Here is an 18,535-nt window from a genome sequence, read left to right on the forward strand (position 1 = left end):
CAAACCTCGGGCAGGCAATCTCGCCTCACACACAGAAATTCAGACACCCCCCAAGGACGTGAACTGTGTGCTCCATATTCGTCAATGCTTGGTTGTAGAGAGGATTCATTAGCTATCGATTTAACGGCTTTTTCTCTGAGAAATCTATAAACCTAGGATTGACAGTTGATTTCAGAAGCTGGCGGCGAATACGAGCCGATGTATTCTTTGAACTTGAGGAACTTATTCTCCCCCTAAGCTCACGAACCATCGGACAATCCATACATTGAAGAAAAAAGGACCCTGATGTTGTTGAGCTATTTCGAAACCGCGCCGCGCCGTGTGCTGGCCCTGGTGTCTGCCGTCTGTGTCGCCATGCTGGCGTTTGGCCTGTACCTGCAGCATGTCGTCGGCCTGGAGCCTTGTCCCATGTGTATCGTGCAGCGGTATGCGCTGGTGCTGGTGGCGGTGGTGACGGGTGTCACGGCTTTCGCACGCGGCAAAGGGCTGCTCATGACGGGTTCGGCGGTGACGCTGCTGGTGGCCGGGTTCGGTGCTTTTGTCGCCGCGCGCCAGAGTTTCCTGCAGTGGTACCCGCCTGAAGTTGCTTCGTGCGGGCGCGACTTTTACGGAATGATCGAGACCTTTCCGCTGCAGCGCGTGATCCCGATGATCTTCAAGGGCAGCGGGGACTGCACCAAGATCGACTGGACTTTTCTGGGCCTGTCGATCGCCAACTGGTCGTTTCTCTGTTTTGCCGGCATTGCGTTGCTGATGCTGGCCCTGCTGGTGGTTCAGGGCCGCAGGGCGCAAGCCGCGCGCCGCTGAGCGGGGCGTTCAGGGCGGCAGCGGCGCCACCCGCGCCGGCACCAGCACTATTTCAATGCTGCCGCCCGGGTGGTGGCTTTTGAGCCGCAACTCGTCGTGGTTCAAGGTCAGGATGTCGGTTTGGTACTCCTGCGATTGCTCGATCATCGTGAGCTTGCCGCTTTTGTAGGTCCAGGCACCGAAGGCGGCCTTGCTGTTGGGCGAGGTGACCACCAGCGTGCCGTCCGACAAAAACGCGTACAGCGTGCCGGGCGCGACCCCGGTGGACAGGCTGACTTCCCACACCTTGTTGATGAAACCCGGCTTCACGTTGGCGGGGTAGGGCGTGGGTGTGTCGGCCAGGTCGACGGGGTCGGGCTCTTTCGAGCAGCCCATGACCAGCAAAAGCACAGCCAGGCTACAGGCCCGCCGCAGTGAATCCTTCATCGTGCGGTATTCCAAAAGAAAGTCCAAAAGAAACGATTCTCCCCTGAGGCCGGAAAAGGTGTAATACTGTACATATAAACAGTATCTCATGCCTTTTTCATGCTCCCACTTTCTTCCGTCACGCCCGCATCGCCTTTGCCTCCGGGCCGGTCGCTGGACGCGATGCCCGCCGGCCTGGCGCAACACGCCGATGTCTGGCGCGCCGCCGAGCTGGGCAGCCACAGCCTGCCGGCGCTGGACACCGGGTATGCGCCGCTGAACCAGGTGTTGCCCGGCGGCGGCTGGCCGCAGGGCGCGCTGGTGGAAATGCTGCAGCCGCAGGCCGGCCTGCACGAGTGGGGTTTGCTGCTGCCGGCACTGGCCGCCGTGCAGGCCGCGGCGCCCGCCAAACTGGTGGTGCTGGTGGGTGCGCCCTGGCTGCCGTTTGGCCCGGCGCTGGGCGCGCGCCAGCTCAACATGCAGCGCGTGCTCTGTGTGCACAGCCAGGGGCCGGCGCTGTTGTGGGCCACCCGCGAAGCCCTGCAGTGTGCCGACGTGGCCGCCGTGCTGGCCTGGCTGCCTGATGCGCGCAGTGCCCATTTGCGCCGCCTGCAGATGGCCGCGCATGCGCACAGCCAGCTGCTGTTTGTGTTCCGGCCGCTGCGCGCGCAGCTCGAGTCTTCGCCTGCGCCGCTGCGCCTGCTGCTCGAAGGTGCGGCGGCCGAAGAGGGCAACCTGCGGGTGCATGTGCTCAAGCGGCGCGGCCCGCCGCTGGCCGCGCCGCTGCTGCTGGCCACGCGGCCGGCGCGCCTGTCGGCCTTGCTGGCGGCCAGCCGCGAACGCGTGCGCCGCCGCCGCGAGGAAGCCGGTGTCCTGCTGCCCCGGCTGCAGCCGGCCCAGGCGCGTGTGGCTTTGGTACCCGGGGAGGATGCCCATGCACTGCTGGATCGCATTGCAAATAGCCATCACCACTGAGCCGGGGCCGCTGCTGGACGAGGCCGCGCTGCAGCGCACCGTGGCCAGCCTGGCGCTGGGCTTCACGCCGCGCGTGGCGCTGGTGGACGAGGCCGTGCTGCTGGACGTCACCGGCAGCCTGCGCCTGTTTGGCGGGCTGGCGCGGCTGATGCAGCTGCTGGAACAGCGGATCGCCTTGTTTTTTGAGTCAAATCGTGCTGCAGCCATTGTGCAGCGGGCGCAAGGCGCTACATCCTTGATAGCACTGGGGCGCCTGCGCCATGCGGCCGGAAAGCCGGGGCAGGGCCGTACGCGGGTGGCCGACCTGCCCATGCACACCCTCACTGCGGCGCGCCCGCACCTGGGTGTGCTCGAGCGCATCGGCTGCCGCACTTGGGACGACCTGCTGCGCCTGCCGCGCGACGGCGTGGCCCGGCGCTTCGGCGCGGAACTGCTGGAAGCGCTGGACCGCGCGCGCGGCAGTCTGCCCGACAACCACGACTGGTTGGTGCTGCCCGAACACTTTGAGGAAAAGATCGAGCTCAACGCGCTGGTCACACACGGCCCGGCACTGATGGCCGGGGCCGAACGCCTGCTGGCCAGCCTGCACGCCTGGCTGCTGGGGCGCCAGAGCGGCATCTGCGCGCTCAAGCTCACCTGGCACCTGGACAAGCGCCGCGACGTGGCGCCCACCGGCGAGATGGAAGTCCGCACCGCCCAGCCCGGGCAGGACCTGCGCCACGTCACGCGCCTGATCGCCGAGCACCTTGCGCAGCAACAGCTGCCGGCGCCGGTGCATTCCTTGAGCCTGCGCTCGCTGGTGACCGAGCCACTGGTGGACGCCGCCGCCACCACCAGCCTGCTGCTGGAGGCGCGCCAGCAGGGCGACAGCGCGGTGGAACTGATCGAACGCCTGAGCGCCCGCCTGGGGCCAGCGCAGGTGCAGGCCTGGCAGCCCTGCGCCGACCACCGGCCCGAGCAGATGCAGCGTTGGGTGAGTGCCCAGGGTGCTATTCAATTAATAGCTGGTGGCGCCCGCCAGACAAGGGCCAGAGGCCAAAAAGGCTTGAAGAAAGTGGAGGAGAGGGAGGCCAGAGTCGACGCCCTCTACCCGACCTGGCTGCTGCCCGAACCGCTTCGGCTGGCGGCGGTGGGCGACAGCCCGGTGTACCAGGGGCCGTTGCTGCGGCTGGCCGGCCCGCAGCGGCTGGAGGCCAGCGGCTGGCTGATGACCGGTGAAGCGGCCGGCGTGCGCAGCAAGCCCGCGGCGATCCGCGACTACTTCATCTACCGCAGCCAGCAGGCCGGCCTGCTGTGGATTTTCAGCGAGCGTTTGCCGGTGCCGCAACCGGCACACACGCAGCGGCGCGCCTGGTACCTGCACGGGTTTTTTGCCTGAGTCGCTGGATTGGAATTGTTATGTTCAGCGGACCGCTTCCCGACTATGCCGAGCTGCATGCACTGAGCAATTTCAGCTTCCAGCGCGGCGCCTCGCATGCCGAGGAGCTGGTTGAGCGGGCCGCTGGTCTGGGTTACCGCGCGCTGGCCATTACCGACGAGTGTTCGGTGGCCGGCGTGGTGCGTGCCCATGTGGCGGCCAAAAAACACGGGCTCAAGCTGCTGCCCGGGGCCGAATTTTTTGTGCAGGCCAGTCCTCCGTTCCGGCTGGTGGTGCTGCCGCACAACGCGGCTGGCTGGGGCAACCTGTGCGAGTTCATCACTGCGGCCAAACAAGCGGGTGACGTTCTGGACAAAGGCAGCTACCGCGTGGCGCTGGGTGACAGCGATTTTTCGCTGCTGGCCGATTGCGAAGTGCTGCTGGTGCCTTTGCCGGATGCTATCTATACCGAAGCGCTTGGCGTGCATGCCGCCTGGGCTGCAGGCCTGTTTGGTGTGCAGGCCTGGCTGGCTGTCGAGCTGCTGCAAGGCCTGGACGACGCGCTGCGCCTGCAGCAGCTGCAAACGGTGGCGCGGCGCACCGGCATCCGCCTGGTGGCGGCCGGCGGGGTGTGCATGCATGTGCGTTCGCGCAAGCCGCTGCACGACGTGATGACCGCCATCCGTCTGGGCAAGACGGTGCATGAATGCGGCTTTGCCCTGCAGGCCAATGCCGAGGCGCATTTGCGCCCGCGCATGCGCCTGGCCGACCTCTACCCGCCCGACTTGCTGCGCGCCACGCTGGCGGTGGCGGCGCGCTGCAGCTTCAGCCTGGATGAAATCCGCGGCATGTACCGCTATCCGCGCAATGACATGGTGCCGGAGGCGGAAACGCCGGCCCAGTGCCTGCGCCGGCTGACCGCCGGGGGCGCACGTGAGCGTTACCCCGGTGGCGTGCCGGAAAAGATCCAGACCCAGATTGATTACGAGCTGGCCCTGATCGAGGAACTCGGCTACGAGATGTACTTCATCACCGTGCACGACATCGTGCGTTTTGCCCGGCAGCAGGACATCCTGTGCCAGGGGCGCGGCTCGGCCGCCAACTCGGCCGTCTGTTTTTGCCTCGGCGTGACGGCCGTGAATCCGGCCGAGAGCCAGCTGCTGTTCGAGCGTTTCATCAGCCGCGAACGGCGCGAGCCGCCCGACATCGACGTGGACTTCGAACACCAGCGGCGCGAGGAAGTCATCCAGTACATCTACGCCAAATACGGCCACGACCGCGCCGCGATTGCCGCCACCGTGATCAGCTACCGGCCGCGCAGCGCCATCCGCGACGTGGGCAAGGCGCTGGGCGTGGCGCCCGAACTGGTCGAGCAACTGGCCAAAGAGCATTTCTGGTTTGACGGCAGCGAGGCGCTGGAGAAAAAACTGGCCGAAGCCGGCCTGCAGCAGGACCCCGGGCCGTTGCTGCAGTGGCTGGACCTGTCGGTGCAGCTGATCGGTTTTCCGCGCCACCTGAGCCAGCACGTGGGCGGTTTTGTGCTGACCCAGGGCAAGCTGACCCGCCTGGTGCCGGTGCAGCCGGCGTCCATGGAAGCGCGCCGCATCATCCAGTGGGACAAGGACGACCTCGACGCCATGGGCCTGCTCAAGGTCGATGTGCTGGCGCTCGGCATGCTCTCGGCCATTCGCCGCTGCCTGCACCTGGTGGACCAGCTGCGCGGCGGCCGGCTGCAGATGCACCAGATCGCCGGCGATGACAAGCCGACCTACGACATGATCTGCGCGGCCGACACGGTGGGCGTGTTCCAGATCGAAAGCCGCGCCCAGATGTCCATGCTGCCACGCCTGCAGCCGCGCAACTACTACGACCTGGTGGTGGAAGTGGCCATCGTGCGGCCCGGGCCCATCCAGGGCGGCATGGTGCACCCCTACCTGCGCAACCGCGAGGCCGTGCGCCAGGGCGGGGAAATTGCCTACCCCTACCCGGAACTCAAGGACGCACTGGGCCGCACCCTGGGCGTGCCGATTTTCCAGGAACAGGTGATGCAGATCGCCATGATCGCGGCCAAATTCACCGCCGACGAGGCCGACGATTTGCGCCGCTCCATGGCGGCCTGGAAACGCAAGGGCGGGGTCGAGCGTTTTCACGACCGCCTGGTCAACGCCATGACGGCGCGCGGCTATGACGCCACTTTTTCGGAAAACATCTTCAGCCAGATCCGCGGCTTTGGCGAGTACGGCTTTCCCGAAAGCCATGCCGCCAGTTTTGCCAAGCTGGTCTATGTGAGCTGCTGGCTCAAGTGCCACGAGCCGGTGTGTTTCCTGGCGGCCCTGCTCAACTCCCAGCCCATGGGGTTTTATGCGCCGTCACAGCTGGTGCAGGACGCGCGCCGGCACGGGGTGGACGTGCGCGCGGTGGATGTGACCTGCAGCGCGTGGGATTGCACGCTGGAAGAACCTTCCGTTCGCCTTGAGCCTGAAACCGTTCGCCCTGAGCCTGTCGAAGGGCCCGTGCCCCCATACCCCGGCATCCACCCAAGCCAACCCGCCGTGCGCCTGGGCCTGCGCCTGGTGGCGGGCCTGGCTGAAGCGGCGGCGCTGCGCATCACGCAAGCCCGCGCGCAAGCGCCTTTCACCTCGACCGAAGACCTGGTCTCGCGTGCGCAGCTCGGCACGCGCGAGATCAACGCGCTGGCCGCCGCCGATGCGCTGCGGCCCCTGGCCGGCCACCGGCGCCAGCAGGTCTGGGAAGCCTCGGCCATCCGGCCCGCGCCCGCCTTGCTCAAGGCCGTGCCCACGCATGAAACACCCCTGGTTTTGCCGGAGACGCCCGAGGGCGAAAACATCCTGTTCGACTACCAGTCCACCGGCCTCACGCTGCGCCGCCATCCGCTGGCCTTGCTGCGGCCGCGGCTGGCCGGTCGCGGCCTGCTGAGCGCCGGGGAGCTCAATGCGCTGCCCAATGGCCGCGAGGTGGCGGCCTGCGGCATCGTCACGGTGCGCCAGCAGCCGCAAACCGCCAAGGGCACCATCTTCGTGACGCTGGAAGACGAAACCGGCCCGGTCAACGTGATTGTCTGGAAATCACTGCGCGACACCCAGCGCCATGAGGTGCTGCATGCGCGCCTGCTGGCGGTGTACGGCGTCTGGCAGCGCAGCGAGGAAAGCGACACCCGGGAAGGGTACGGCGCCGTGCGCAACCTGGTGGCGCACCGGCTCGAAGACCTGACGCCGCTGCTCGGGCGGCTGGGAACCTCCAGCCGCGACTTTCATTAAAGAAAGGCTAAAAAACCTTACATGCCCGACGGAAACGTCTCGGGCGCCTCGCCGGTGTGCCACACCGGGCCCCGGTCCAGCGGTTCCAGCGCATGGGTTTCGTCGATGTGGATCAGCGCATCGAACTGCTGGCTCAGGTGGGTGTGAAAGTAGTGGCTCTGGCGTTCGGTGTCGGGCCGGTAGATCACGCCGATGGCGCGCTGCAGCCGCTGCGGCTGCGCGAGTTCACCGAGTGCGGCGTTGTCGCGCAGGTTCAGCCAGAAACGGCTGGTCCCGGTCTGGTGGAGCAGCGCCTCCCAGCTGCCGGGCAGGCCGGCGCGCACCCGCTTGTGCTGCGGCGGTTCGTCCCAGTTCGATGCGGCCGTCACCGAGCCGTGGTGGGTGCTGAAGCCCACCAGCACCGCGTCGCCGTCATGGCGGTCGCGCACGAGCTGGCCCAGGTTCCATTCCCCGCGGTCGCCCATTTCAGTGGCTGCTGCATCGCCGAGGTGCGAGTTGTGCGCCCACACGGCCATGCGCGGCGGCACGCCGCCGGCGCCCAGGTGGCGGTCCAGCGCCTGCAGCGTTTCTTCCATGTGGCTGTCGCGCAGATTCCAGGATGACACGCGGCCGCGGAACATGGTGCGGTAATACTCCTCGGCGTTGCGCACCAGGCGCGCGTTCTGCTGGACGTAAAACATCTCGTCGCGTTCCAGCCCGGGCGTGGGCGGCAACTGGCCGAAGCGGCGGGTCATGGCGCGCAGCTGCTGCACCACCTCGTCTTCGCAGCTGGGCGCCAGGCCGAAACTGGCGGCGTAACCGTAAGCCTGGCTGTCTTCGGCCGCGTGGTCGAAACAGGCATACCGGTCACGCGCCCGTTCTGCCGCCGGCGGGTCGGTGCGGTCCAGGTAGGCCAGCACTTCCTGGATGGACGTGAACAGGCTGTACAGGTCCATGCCGTAAAAGCCGACCTGGCTGGGGGCGCTGCGCCCGGCGTTGTACTCGCGCAGCCACTCCACAAAATCACGCACCACGGTGTTGCGCCACATCCAGGCGGGAAAACGTTCAAACCCCGACAGGGCGTCGCCGGCATGGCGGTCGTCGGACAGGCCGCGCACATAACGGTTGACGCGCCAGGCGTCGGGCCAGTCGGCCTCCACCGCGATGGCGGTGAAGCCTTTTTCGATGATCAGGCGCTTCGTGATGTTGACCCGCTCCTGGTAGAACTCGCGCGTGCCGTGGGAGGCTTCGCCGAGCAGCACAAAACGCGCCGGGCCGAACAGCTGCAGCAAGCTGTCGTGGTCGTGCGCGCTGCCGGTCAGGGGGTGCAGGTGTTGCCGCAGGCCCTCGAGCAGGGCCGTGTCGGTACGTGTGGGGGCATGCTGCGCGGTCATGGCCGGGTCCTCGTGGGGTGTCAGGGGGAAGGCGCGTGCACGCGGGCGTCTTCAAGCAGCGTGCGCACCTCATCATCGCTGGTCTGCGGAAACTGCCGGTACCACAGCCCGACGGCGCGAAACGGCTCGGGCGTGGCAACGCAGACCACTTCATCGGCCACACCCTGCAGCGCCTGGCAGCTGTCCGCGGCGCCCACCGGCACGGCCATCACCAGGTGCGCCGGCTGCTGCTGGCGGATGCCCAGCAGCGCGGCGTGCATGGTTGCGCCGGTGGCCAGCCCGTCGTCAACGACGATCACCGTGCGGCCGTGCAGATCGGGCGCCGGGCTCTGGCCGCGGTAGAGCCGCTCGCGCCGCTGCAACTCGGGCTGTTCGCGCGCCACCGCGGCGGCCACCTCTTCGGGCGTAACGTGCATGCCCGGCATCGGGTTCATCACGCGCACGCCGCCGCTGGCAATCGCCCCCATGGCGTATTCCTCGTGGCCCGGAAAACCGAGCTTGCGCACCACAAACACGTCCAGCGGTGCCTTCAGGGCGCGCGCCACCTCGTAAGCCACGGGCACACCGCCACGCGGCAGGGCCAGCACCAGCAGGTGGGGGCGGCCGCGGTAGTGCGCCAGCGCGTCCGCCAGCACGCGGCCCGCCTCGCGGCGGTCCTCATAGGGAAGGCGTGTGTCTCTCATGATGAACCCCCATGGTTTTCACCGGAGCAAGGAAGGCGCTGAACCAGTCGGCCGCCAGTTCGGCCACCTGCTCCAGCGTGCCGCGTTCCTCGAACAGGTGGGTGGCGCCCGGCACAATCGCCAGCCGCTTTTCGCAGTGCAAATGGGCGTAGGCCTGCTCGTTGAGCGCAATCACTTCCTCGTCGTCGCCGCCCACGATCAGCAGCGTGGGCGCGGTGACCGCCGCCAGCGCCACCGGGCCGGCCAGGTCGGGGCGGCCGCCGCGCGAGACCACGGCCGCAATGCGTTTGCCTAGCCGGGCCGCGGCAATCAGCGCCGCCGCGCTGCCGGTGCTGGCGCCGAAGTAGCCGATGGGGGCGTGTTTCAGGTCCGGCTGGGCGGCCACCCACTCGGTGACCTCCTGCATGCGCCCGGTCAGCAGGGCGATGTCGAAACGGTGTTCGCGGGTGTGGGTGTCGACCTGTTCTTCCTGCACGGTGAGCAGGTCGAACAGCAGGGTGGCAATGCCCGCCTGCTGGAGTTTCTGCGCCACCTGCCGGTTGCGGGCGCTGTGCCGGCCGCTGCCGCTGCCGTGAGCAAACACCACCAGGCCTTTGGCCCCGGCTGGCAGGACCAGGTCGCCATACAGCCAAGCTTCGCCGCAGGGAATGCGGACTTCGCGGCTCGTCGGGGCAGAGGTGGGACGGTTCATGGACATCTCCGTTTGAGAAGTCCACCATAGTCCTGTGCGACGCGGCCTGCCATCAGACAAGTCCTATTTGACGGTCAGACGGCCCCGCTGTGCCGGGTCCTTGATCTGGAGCAAAAACAGGCACCAGCCCAATCAGGACGGGCGCAAGCAGCTATGAAATCAGGAGCTGGTTGCGCGGCGGTACTGCGTTCGCAACGCGGGGAATCTGAGCGCGCGCCGACATAACAAAGGAAACAGAGGAAAGGCGGGGGTGTTGTTTACCCCGTGGCCAGGCAGCCAGCGGGCTTGAAGACGCGTTCGGTCGATGCCGGGTAGCGGGCCAGTTTGTCAGACGGTCGGCGTGGCCGGGCTACCAGTTCGCCGCCGCAGTTGGGGCAGATGCCCTGGAGCTTGCTGGTGGCGCAATCGCTGCAGAAGGTGCACTCGAAGGTGCAGATGCGGGCGTCGGGGGACTCGTTGGGCAGGTCCTTGTTGCAGCACTCGCAGTTGGGGCGGAGTTGGAGCATGGTGTGTCCTGTTCAAAAGCGGGTGGGAAGGGCGTTGCCCCCTGCTGCGCATTTTCGGGCATTTCCCCCCAGAAGGGTGTCCGCCCATCGGCCCGGCGGCCTGCGGGGTTGCTCGATAGCCACTACCATGGGTCCTGATTTCCCTCCCCTCTGACAAGGACCCACGCATGACCACCCCGGCACCGACCCCCATGAAAATCGACTTCGTCTCAGACGTGTCCTGCCCCTGGTGCGTGATCGGCCTCAAGTCGCTCGAAGACGCGCTGGGCCGGGTCGCCGGCGAAGTCCGGGCCGAGCTGCATTTCCAGCCTTTCGAGCTGAACCCGCAGATGCCGGCCGAAGGCCAGGACATCGGTGAACACCTGGCTGAAAAATACGGATCCACGCCCGAACAGTCTCAGCGCAACCGCGAGATGATCCGGGCCCGTGGGCAGGACGTGGGTTTCACCTTCAGCATGGACAAACGCAGCCGCATCTACAACACCTTTGACGCCCATCGCCTGCTGCACTGGGCCGAAGAAGAAGAAGGAGAAGGAGAAGGAAAGGGGCGCCAACTGGCGCTCAAGGAAGCCTTGTTCAAGGCCTATTTCACCGACGGCGAGAGCCCGGGCTCACATGAGGTGCTGGCCCGGGTGGCCGGCGAGGTCGGCCTGGACATCACGCGTGCGAAGGCCATTCTGGCCTCGGGCGAGTACGCCGACGCTGTGCGTGAGCGCGAGCAGTTTTACCTGCAGCAGGGCATCCATTCGGTGCCGGCCGTCATCATCAACGACAAACACCTGATCTCCGGCGGCCAGCCGGCCGAGGTGTTCGAGCAGGCCTTGCGGCAGATTGCGGCGGGTGGCTGAAGCGCATCAGTTCGCAGGCTTTTCAAACAGCGGGGCCTGTTTGGCCGATGTGGGTTGAATGCCCGGAAGCGTCAGTTGGGCCTCCAGTCCGCCGTCAGGGCGCCGCCGCAGTTCAAACGAGCCATCAAAGCGCTCGGCAATGGCGGCAACGACAGACAGGCCCAGACCGCTGCCTCGGCCTGATCCGCGCCGCCAGAAGCGTTGCGTCGCCAGCGCCAGTTCGTCGTCGCTGAGTCCAGGCCCGCGATCGAATACGTGAAAGCTGACCGTTTCCGGCGAGTGGCGTATCTCCAGCCTGACGCTGTTGGCGGCAGGGGAGTGGCGCAAGGCGTTGTCAAGCAGGTTGCGCAGTGCGGTGACTGCCAGCGCCTGGGGCAGCGCCAGTTCGGCGCGGTTGCCGTCACTGTCCAGCGCGATCCGCTCCGGCGCATCGGGTGCTGCGTCGCGCATCGCGAGGCGGGCTACTTCGTGGGCCTCTGCGACGCGCCCGTCATTCCAGGAAAAAGCGCCTTCCACTTGCGACAGCGTCAGCAGTTGGGATAGCGTGCGCTGAAGCCGCGCCACGCCTTCTTCAGCGTAATCCATGGCCTCTTCGGTGTCCTTGCCGTGGGTAATCCGCGCGACCTGAAGATGGGTCTTGATCGCGGTGAGCGGCGTGCGCAACTCATGCGCGGCATCGCTGGTGAAGCGGCGTTCGCGGCTGATGGTCTCGCTCATTCTCCCCAACAGATGGTTCAGGGTATTGACCAGCGGCAGCAAGTCGCGCGACATGGGTTTGTCTGGAATCGGTGTCAATGTCTCCGCCGTGCGGCTGGCCAGCGCCTGCCGCAGGCGCTCCAGCGGCAGCAAACCGCTTCCCACGCCGAACCACAGTACCACCAGGCTGCCCACCAGGGCGACAACAAAGGGCACTGCCGCCGCAAGCATCACATTGCCCAGCAGCGTATCCCGCTCGTTCAGGCGATCGGACGTGGTGACCCGCAAACCGTGTGATTCCAGGGTGTAGCTGCGCCAGTGTTCGCCCCTGATTTCGCGGTCGAAAAAGCCAAGGGCCGACGCGGCAGTCGCCATCGCCTCGGGCACGGCGCCCGGTGTACGCGCGATCACTTCGCCACGCAGCGATACCTGGCATGCCAGGCCTTTTGCCGCCGCTGGCAGGCTCAACGTTGATGCGCCCGCTTTTCCGGTGCGGCCATCCCAGGCGGCAGGGTTTTGCGACATCAGCCCGGCCACCATGTGCGCCGACATGGCAAGCCGCTGGTCCAGGGTGCGGTGCATTTCCTTGTCCAGGCCGTGCAGCATCCAGAGCGCGACCCCGCCCCACAGCAGAATCATCGAGATGCCGATCATCAGCAACAAGCGCAGCCTGAGCGTCATGTTTTCCCCGCACTGAACCGGTAACCCACGCCACGCACCGTTTCGATCACATCGGCCCCCAGCTTGCGCCGCAGATGATGGATATGCACATTGAGGGCGTTGCTTTCGATCTCTTCACTGAAATCGTACAAACTGTCTTTCAGCTGGTCGGGGCTCAGGATGCGTCCACCCGCATGCAGCAGGGCGGCCAGCAGTGCCAGCTCGCGCCGTGACAAAGCGATGGCGCGTCCGTGCAGGGAAACTTCACCGCTGGCCGGATCAAGGCGCAGCGGACCGTGCTCGATGACATCCACGCTGCGTCCGGCGGCGCGGCGCAGCAAGGCTTGCAGGCGGGCCACCAGCTCGTTGAGGTCGAAAGGCTTGAGGAGATAGTCGTCCGCGCCGGCGCGCAGCCCGGCCACGCGGTCTTCGACGGCGTCGCGCGCTGTCAGGATGAGAACGGGCAGCGCCATGCCATTGGCCCGCAAGCGCTGCAGCAGGCGCATGCCGTCCTCGTCGGGTAGCCCGAGATCGAGGATCACCACGTCACAATGCACCACCGACAAGGCGGCCTCGGCCTGTGCCGAAGTGCGCACACCATCGACCGTCAAGCCGTGCGCACGCAGACCCGCCAGGATGCCGTGGGCAATCAGTTCATCATCTTCAATCAGCAACACGCGCATGGCCTGTCCTCCATGCCAGAGAGTATCCGGGCCTTTAATTATCCCTGCGTTAACGCAGCCTTAATCCGGGCACGCAAAGATGAGCGCTTCATTTGATGTGAAGGCATTCATGCTGCGTTTGTTGTATTTGATCGTGATGGTGCCCGTGTTGTGGGCTCTGCCGGCGCATGCCGGGCAGGAATTCCTGCCGGTGGATCAGGCTTTTCGCCTGAACGTCAGCCGGGATGGCGACGGCCAGGTGCGCCTGAACTGGGACATCGGCAAGGGCTACTACCTTTATCGCCAGCAAATGAAGGTCGACGCAGACCCCGCGAATGGTGCGTTACAGGTCCTGTGGCCTGCCGGCACGCCCAAGACCGATGAAACCTACGGCAACAGCGAGGTTTATCACGACCAGGTCAAGGCCCTGGTCGAGGCGGGTGATGCCCGGGCGCTGACCATCGGCTGGCAGGGCTGCGCCGATGCGGGTCTTTGCTACCCGCCGCAAACCCGGCGTGTCGATCTGGCGGATGTCGCGGCAACACTTGCCGTACCAGCCGGCGTGGCCGCGACCCGCCAGAGTCCGGTGCCCCCAGGCGCATTAGGAGCATTAGGAGCATTAGGCGAAGACCAGGATCTGGCCGAACGCCTGTCGCGCGTTCATAGGGGCTGGATGCTGGTCGTGTTCTTCGGCTTGGGCCTATTGATGACGTTCACGCCCTGCGTGCTGCCGATGGTGCCGATTCTCTCCAGCCTGATCGCAGGCAGCGGTGCGAGTCCCCGGCGTGGTTTTGTCCTGTCGCTGGCCTTTGTGCTGCCGATGGCGTTGACTTACGCCGGCGTCGGCGCGATGGCGGCGCTGGCGGGCGCCAATTTGCAGGCCGTGTTGCAGAACCCCTGGATGCTCGGCACCTTCGGTCTGGTGTTTGTCGTGCTGGCACTGGCCATGTTCGGATTTTATGAACTGCAATTGCCCGCTGTGCTGCGCAACCGCCTGAACAACGCCAGCCAGGGCCGGCGCGGCGGCACGGTGGCGGGCGCCGCCACCATGGGCGTGCTGTCAGCGCTGCTGGTTGGCCCCTGCATGACGGCGCCCCTGGCTGGCGCGCTGCTTTATATCGGCAATACCGGCGATGTCGTGACCGGCGCCCTGGTCCTGTTCGCCATGGGGCTGGGCATGGGCGTGCCGCTGCTGCTGGTGGGTACCCTGGGCGCGCGGCTGCTGCCGCGTCCCGGCCACTGGATGGACCGGGTCAAGGCGCTGTTCGGCTTTGTCCTGCTGGGCACGGCCATCATGTTTGTAGCGCGGGTATTGCCTGCGGCGCTGACATTGGGCTTGTGGGGGGCCTGGCTGCTGGCCATCGCACTGAGTTTGCTGGCGCTTGGCCGCAAGCTCGGCCTGGGACGCGGACGTTTGATATCTCGCTACCTGGCGCTGATGCTTGGCCTGTGGGGTGGCGCGATGGTGGTCGGCGCGGCCGGCGGCTCCCAGAATCCCCTGCAGCCGCTGGCCTTCCCGGCAAGAGGCATCACGCCCGCGCAGGCGGCGCCCGGCAATGACTTCATGGCCCGGTTCCGGCCGGTCAAGACACAGCAGGCGCTCGAAGCCCGTATCGCCGAGGCCGGACAGCGCGGGCAGTGGACGCTGGTGGATTTTTACGCCGACTGGTGCGTGTCCTGCCATGTGATCGAACGCACGGTCTTCGCCGAGCCGCGGGTACAACAGGCTTTGGCCGGCATGCAATTGCTGCGCCCCGACGTCACAGCCAACAACCCGGACGATCAGGCCCTGATGCGCGCCCATCAGGCGCTTGGACCACCGACCATGTTGCTGATCGGTCCCGATGGCAGGGAACGCCGTGCGGAGCGCATCATCGGCGAACTCGATGCCGACGAATTTCTTGCCCGCCTGGCGCGTGCGAAGCAGGGAGGCTGAGCATGCTCAACGTCCAATTGGGCCCCATCTCCCTGCAGGTCAGCCATCTGCTCGTGCTGGTGTCCCTGGTGGTGGCGGCCGGGGTCGGCCACCTGGCAGGGCGGCGCCGGAAAGCGGGCATCGTCAATGTCCTGTCCGACATGGTGTGGGCCGGACTGCTGGTCGCGCGCATCGCCTTCGTCGCGACATGGTTTGAGCTGTACCGGGAATCACCGTGGTCCATCCTGGACATTCGCGACGGCGGCTTTTCACCGTGGGCCGGTCTGACGGCGGCCTTGCTGCTGGCGATCTGGCACGGCTGGCGCCACGAGGCGCTGCGCAAACCGCTGGCCCTGGGCCTGAGCGCCGGTGCGCTGGCCTGGGCGGCGATGTCGGGCGTGCTCGGCACCTTCGACAACGCCCCCCGACCGGCTCTTCCAACCGTGGCGTTGACAACGCTTGCGGGCGAGCCGACAGACCTCGCTGCGCTCGCCAGGGGCAAGCCCATGGTGGTCAACCTCTGGGCCAGTTGGTGCCCCCCCTGCCGCCGCGAAATGCCCGTCCTCGCCGAGGCACAGCAGCGGGAAACCGGGGTTACTTTTGTCTTCGCCAACCAGAGCGAAGACGCGGCGACCGCCCTGCGTTACCTGAGCGCCAGCGCGCTGAATCTGGCCAATGTGGTGCTCGACCCCGGCGCCGAACTGGGCCGCGCAGTCGGTTCCACCGGATTGCCGACCACGCTTTTTTACGATGCCGGCGGACAACTGGCAGATACCCACCTGGGTGAACTGTCGGCCGCCTCCCTGGCCAGCAAGTTAAACCCATTGCGCACGCGTACCCCTCTCTCAACCAAGGAATAGATTCCCATGATCAAAAAACCATATGTTCAATCTGCAATTTTTCTGGGCATGCTTGGCATGGCTGTGGGCGCACAGGCCAAAGACTGGCCCGCACCGGTCAAGGCGCTCGAAGCAAAAGGCGTGGAGGTGATCGGAACATTCGACGCGCCCGGCGGACTGACCGGTTATGCCGCCATGGTCGAGCAACAGCCGCTGGCCATCTACCTGACCGCCGACGGCAAACAGGCGATCTTCGGCACCATGATCGATGCAAAAGGCGTTGACCTGAGCCAGGAACCGCTGAACCGGCTGGTGACCAAACCCCTGACCGCGAAAATCTGGAAGCAGCTGGAGGGCAGCACCTGGATTGCCGATGGCGCAAAAAATGCCCCGCGCATCGTTTACACCTTCACCGACCCCAACTGCCCCTACTGCAACAAGTTCTGGAGCGAGGCCAGGCCTTGGGTGACTGCCGGCAAGGTTCAACTGCGCCATGTCATGGTGGGTATCCTCCGCCCTAACAGCCCGGGAAAAGCTGCAGCCCTCCTGTCCGCCAAGGACCCGCAGGCCGCGCTGACGCAGCATGAACAGCAACATCGCAGCGGCGGCGTGACGCCCCTGGATCAAATTCCGCCAGCAGTTCGCACGCAACTCGACGCCAACCAGGCATTGATGCAGCAACTGGGCTTTTCCGCCACGCCAACGACACTTTACAAGGACACCGATGGCAACCTGAAGACCGTGCAGGGCGCCCCATCGGCAGAGATGCTCAGTCGCGTCCTCGGGCCGCGCTGAGCCTGATCAAGGAATCAATCATGGTGATGCAAGGGATGACAGACATGCCGGACCGAAAGAGCCTGCTCCAGGGACTTGCCAGGGAGTCGGTTCGATCCGGCACCATTGCATCGATCGCGATGATTCCTTTCGGCTTCGTATTCCAGCTTCTTGGGCTGCGCGTTGGACACTACGGGAAAAAGCTGCTCGAAGTGTTTTTCACCAACTATTCCGAGATGACATTTCGATTGTTGATGTTCATCGAACACTTCGTGATCGGCTGGCTGTCGGCAGCGCCCTTGCTCGTGCTTCTCGTTCTGTTGAAAAACAGACTTCCCGCATGGGCCGTGGGCGCCATCTACGGCCTTGGCTACTATGTCATCCTCAACTCCCTGGCGCTGCCACTGATTTTTGGAGATTCAACCCCTTGGGTCCTGGGCGTCTCCGTGATGTATCCGAGCCTGGTCATTCACGTCATTTTTGGGGTTTCCATCGCGCTGACTGCAACGCGTTTTGTCGCGTCCTTTTCAAAATCGTCGGGGTGGGTCAGTCTTCAGGCCTGACCCCGTCAGCAGGGGGCACGTCGACGCACGTGTGCTCCCGGCGCAACCGCGAGATGATTGGCGCGTGCACGCCGGCGACCAGCCTCCCGAAGTGTTCGAGCAGCTCTGCGCCAGATCGCTGCTGCAGGCTAAACGTCGATTACGTCTTGAGCGTGGCTGCCAATGTGATCAGGGCCACGCGGGCCAGCGCCTTGGACAGCGGGCAGTCGCGTTTGGCCGCTTCTGCAATCTGCTGAAACTGACCTGAGGCTATGCCCGGAACTTTTGCTTCCAGCGTCAGCGCAATGTGGTCGATCAGGAAGCCATCGCCGTCAGGAATCAGACTGACCTTGGCCGTCGTGTCCACCTGCTCCGTGGCAAACCCGGCCTTGTCGCAGGCGAATGAAAAAGCCATGGTGAAACAGGCCGCATGCGCCGCGCCCAGCAGCTCTTCGGGGTTGGTGCCGGTGCGGTCGTCCCCGAAGCGGCTGCCAAAGCCGTAGGGATAGTCTTTCAGCGCGTCGGTTTCGGTGCTGATCTGGCCCTGGCCTTGTTTGCCCTGGCCTTCCCAGTGAACGCTGGCGGTTTTTTCGGTCATGGTGTGTCCTTTGGATGATGTGTTGAATGGCGGGCCACGCCGCGCGTGGCCACCGGTTCACTCTGCCGAGCCGGACGCGGGCAGGGCGTGAGACATCATCGCCAGCGGACGCTGGCCTTCTCCTACGCGGGAGGCTCTATCGAACCCCTAATCCTATAAATCTCAACACTTCAACAATTGCAACTACCAGAGTTGACACGCTCCCAGCGAAAACTGCCACATTTACCCAACGAGCCAAAACTATGCGCTCTTCGGTGACCAACGGTTTTCCGTCCCAGTACAACTTGTTGTGGGCATCAACACCCAAGCGATCCAGTTGATCAAGGGTAATGGTTTTTACATCAGACATGTTTTCCCTTAATCGTCCAAGACGATGCAAAAATCCGAACGGTAGATGGCGAAGCATTTTCTATGGCATTGGTTCGGACTCCAAGCTTTCGGTCATCGGGCAAAGCGATACCCGTTCTTACGTCAGGTGTGACGCCCCGCCAATCCATGAGATTTTTCCCTCGCGGCCAAACAACTTGGGCTTTTACAGCCTTGGGATTTTCGGGATAGATACGAATGCTTATGAGTGCCCCAAGCTCAATATCATCAACTTTGAAAACGTGAGTTAGTTCATTGTCCTTGTCAGTAACGACACCTGTCCATAGATGCCGCGGCTGATGATAGACAAACTGCCCGCCATGCCACTCACCAATTTTCTTTAGAGCGAAATTGGCTTTAACAATCGCTCCGATCGCGTTGAAAGCGGCAAAAAATTGAAACGCTATTTGAAACGCTTGAAGCCATTCCCACGAACTCGAAAAGTGAGAAAACCACGGCTCTGCGCCTTTGGGCGGGAGAACCACGGCAGCCAACACAATCCACACTAGTACATTGACACATAAATAACGAAACATATGTAAACTCTCGTTGCCGCCATT

At 64.9% G+C, this 18,535-nt stretch carries 18 protein-coding genes; 9 read left to right on the forward strand and 9 right to left on the reverse strand.

All coding sequences use genetic code 11. From position 1 onward, the window contains the following. The first annotated feature begins 285 nt into the window (after window positions 1-285). Entirely contained in the window at window positions 286-807 is a 522-nt protein-coding gene (locus tag PSV40_RS18350; protein ID WP_300540462.1) for a disulfide bond formation protein B, read from the forward strand. 9 nt (window positions 808-816) lie between these two features. Here PSV40_RS18350 and PSV40_RS18355 read toward each other — a convergent pair whose 3' ends face one another. After that, on the reverse strand, window positions 817-1,233 hold the full coding sequence (locus PSV40_RS18355) for a hypothetical protein (protein ID WP_300540463.1): 417 nt from the start codon (window positions 1,231-1,233) through the stop codon (window positions 817-819). A 99-nt stretch (window positions 1,234-1,332) separates the two neighbouring features. Between PSV40_RS18355 and imuA the strand changes: the two genes are divergently transcribed. Genes imuA through PSV40_RS18370 form a run of 3 tightly spaced genes read left to right on the forward strand, consistent with a single transcriptional unit; the run spans window position 1,333 to window position 6,822 of the window. Next, window positions 1,333-2,187, forward strand: a complete 855-nt coding sequence (gene imuA / locus PSV40_RS18360) for a translesion DNA synthesis-associated protein ImuA (RefSeq protein WP_300540465.1) — start codon at window positions 1,333-1,335, stop codon at window positions 2,185-2,187. Continuing rightward, window positions 2,147-3,565: a DNA polymerase Y family protein gene (locus PSV40_RS18365; RefSeq protein ID WP_300540467.1), complete on the forward strand. Its 1,419-nt coding sequence runs from the start codon at window positions 2,147-2,149 to the stop codon at window positions 3,563-3,565. Before imuA ends, PSV40_RS18365 begins: the two co-directional genes overlap by 41 nt. 20 nt (window positions 3,566-3,585) lie before the next feature. After that, a complete protein-coding gene (locus PSV40_RS18370) occupies window positions 3,586-6,822 on the forward strand; it encodes an error-prone DNA polymerase (protein WP_300540468.1) in 3,237 nt (1,078 codons plus the stop codon). 17 nt (window positions 6,823-6,839) lie between these two features. Here PSV40_RS18370 and PSV40_RS18375 read toward each other — a convergent pair whose 3' ends face one another. The 4 genes from PSV40_RS18375 to PSV40_RS18390 form a co-directional block, all read right to left on the reverse strand. After that, window positions 6,840-8,195 (reverse strand): erythromycin esterase family protein, encoded by a 1,356-nt coding sequence (locus PSV40_RS18375; protein WP_300540470.1) that lies wholly within the window; start codon window positions 8,193-8,195, stop codon window positions 6,840-6,842. Between the two features lie 20 nt (window positions 8,196-8,215). Continuing rightward, entirely contained in the window at window positions 8,216-8,878 is a 663-nt protein-coding gene (locus PSV40_RS18380) for a phosphoribosyltransferase (RefSeq protein ID WP_300540472.1), read from the reverse strand. Beyond that, window positions 8,853-9,569, reverse strand: a complete 717-nt coding sequence (locus PSV40_RS18385; protein WP_300540474.1) for an alpha/beta family hydrolase — start codon at window positions 9,567-9,569, stop codon at window positions 8,853-8,855. The genes PSV40_RS18380 and PSV40_RS18385 overlap by 26 nt, the downstream gene beginning before the upstream one ends. 257 nt (window positions 9,570-9,826) lie before the next feature. Next, window positions 9,827-10,075, reverse strand: a complete 249-nt coding sequence (locus tag PSV40_RS18390; RefSeq protein WP_300540476.1) for a DUF1272 domain-containing protein — start codon at window positions 10,073-10,075, stop codon at window positions 9,827-9,829. Window positions 10,076-10,242: 167 nt separating this feature from the next. Here PSV40_RS18390 and PSV40_RS18395 point away from each other — a divergent pair, with 167 nt between their 5' ends. Continuing rightward, on the forward strand, window positions 10,243-10,923 hold the full coding sequence (locus PSV40_RS18395; RefSeq protein ID WP_300540477.1) for a DsbA family oxidoreductase: 681 nt from the start codon (window positions 10,243-10,245) through the stop codon (window positions 10,921-10,923). A gap of 6 nt (window positions 10,924-10,929) precedes the next feature. Here PSV40_RS18395 and PSV40_RS18400 read toward each other — a convergent pair whose 3' ends face one another. Both PSV40_RS18400 and PSV40_RS18405 read right to left on the reverse strand, forming a co-directional pair. Further along, window positions 10,930-12,300: an ATP-binding protein gene (locus tag PSV40_RS18400; protein ID WP_300540479.1), complete on the reverse strand. Its 1,371-nt coding sequence runs from the start codon at window positions 12,298-12,300 to the stop codon at window positions 10,930-10,932. After that, window positions 12,297-12,962: a response regulator gene (locus PSV40_RS18405; RefSeq protein ID WP_300540481.1), complete on the reverse strand. Its 666-nt coding sequence runs from the start codon at window positions 12,960-12,962 to the stop codon at window positions 12,297-12,299. The genes PSV40_RS18400 and PSV40_RS18405 overlap by 4 nt, the downstream gene beginning before the upstream one ends. Before the next feature lie 79 nt (window positions 12,963-13,041). Between PSV40_RS18405 and dsbD the strand changes: the two genes are divergently transcribed. Genes dsbD through PSV40_RS18425 form a run of 4 tightly spaced genes read left to right on the forward strand, consistent with a single transcriptional unit; the run spans window position 13,042 to window position 17,032 of the window. Then, window positions 13,042-14,877 (forward strand): protein-disulfide reductase DsbD, encoded by a 1,836-nt coding sequence (gene dsbD / locus PSV40_RS18410; RefSeq protein WP_300540483.1) that lies wholly within the window; start codon window positions 13,042-13,044, stop codon window positions 14,875-14,877. 2 nt (window positions 14,878-14,879) lie between these two features. Then, a complete protein-coding gene (locus PSV40_RS18415) occupies window positions 14,880-15,716 on the forward strand; it encodes a TlpA disulfide reductase family protein (protein ID WP_300540485.1) in 837 nt (278 codons plus the stop codon). A gap of 6 nt (window positions 15,717-15,722) precedes the next feature. After that, window positions 15,723-16,490, forward strand: coding sequence for a thiol:disulfide interchange protein DsbG (gene dsbG, locus PSV40_RS18420; RefSeq protein ID WP_300540486.1), 768 nt, complete (start codon window positions 15,723-15,725; stop codon window positions 16,488-16,490). A 20-nt stretch (window positions 16,491-16,510) separates the two neighbouring features. Continuing rightward, window positions 16,511-17,032: a hypothetical protein gene (locus tag PSV40_RS18425; protein ID WP_300540487.1), complete on the forward strand. Its 522-nt coding sequence runs from the start codon at window positions 16,511-16,513 to the stop codon at window positions 17,030-17,032. Between the two features lie 139 nt (window positions 17,033-17,171). On the opposite strand, the gene PSV40_RS18430 is transcribed toward PSV40_RS18425, so the two are convergent. Both PSV40_RS18430 and PSV40_RS18435 read right to left on the reverse strand, forming a co-directional pair. Next, entirely contained in the window at window positions 17,172-17,609 is a 438-nt protein-coding gene (locus tag PSV40_RS18430; protein ID WP_300540489.1) for an OsmC family peroxiredoxin, read from the reverse strand. A gap of 341 nt (window positions 17,610-17,950) precedes the next feature. After that, window positions 17,951-18,535: hypothetical protein (locus PSV40_RS18435; protein WP_300540491.1), on the reverse strand; the 585-nt coding region annotated here is incomplete at its 5' end.

This window comes from Polaromonas sp. (assembly GCF_029945925.1).
Taxonomy (GTDB): domain Bacteria; phylum Pseudomonadota; class Gammaproteobacteria; order Burkholderiales; family Burkholderiaceae_C; genus Polaromonas.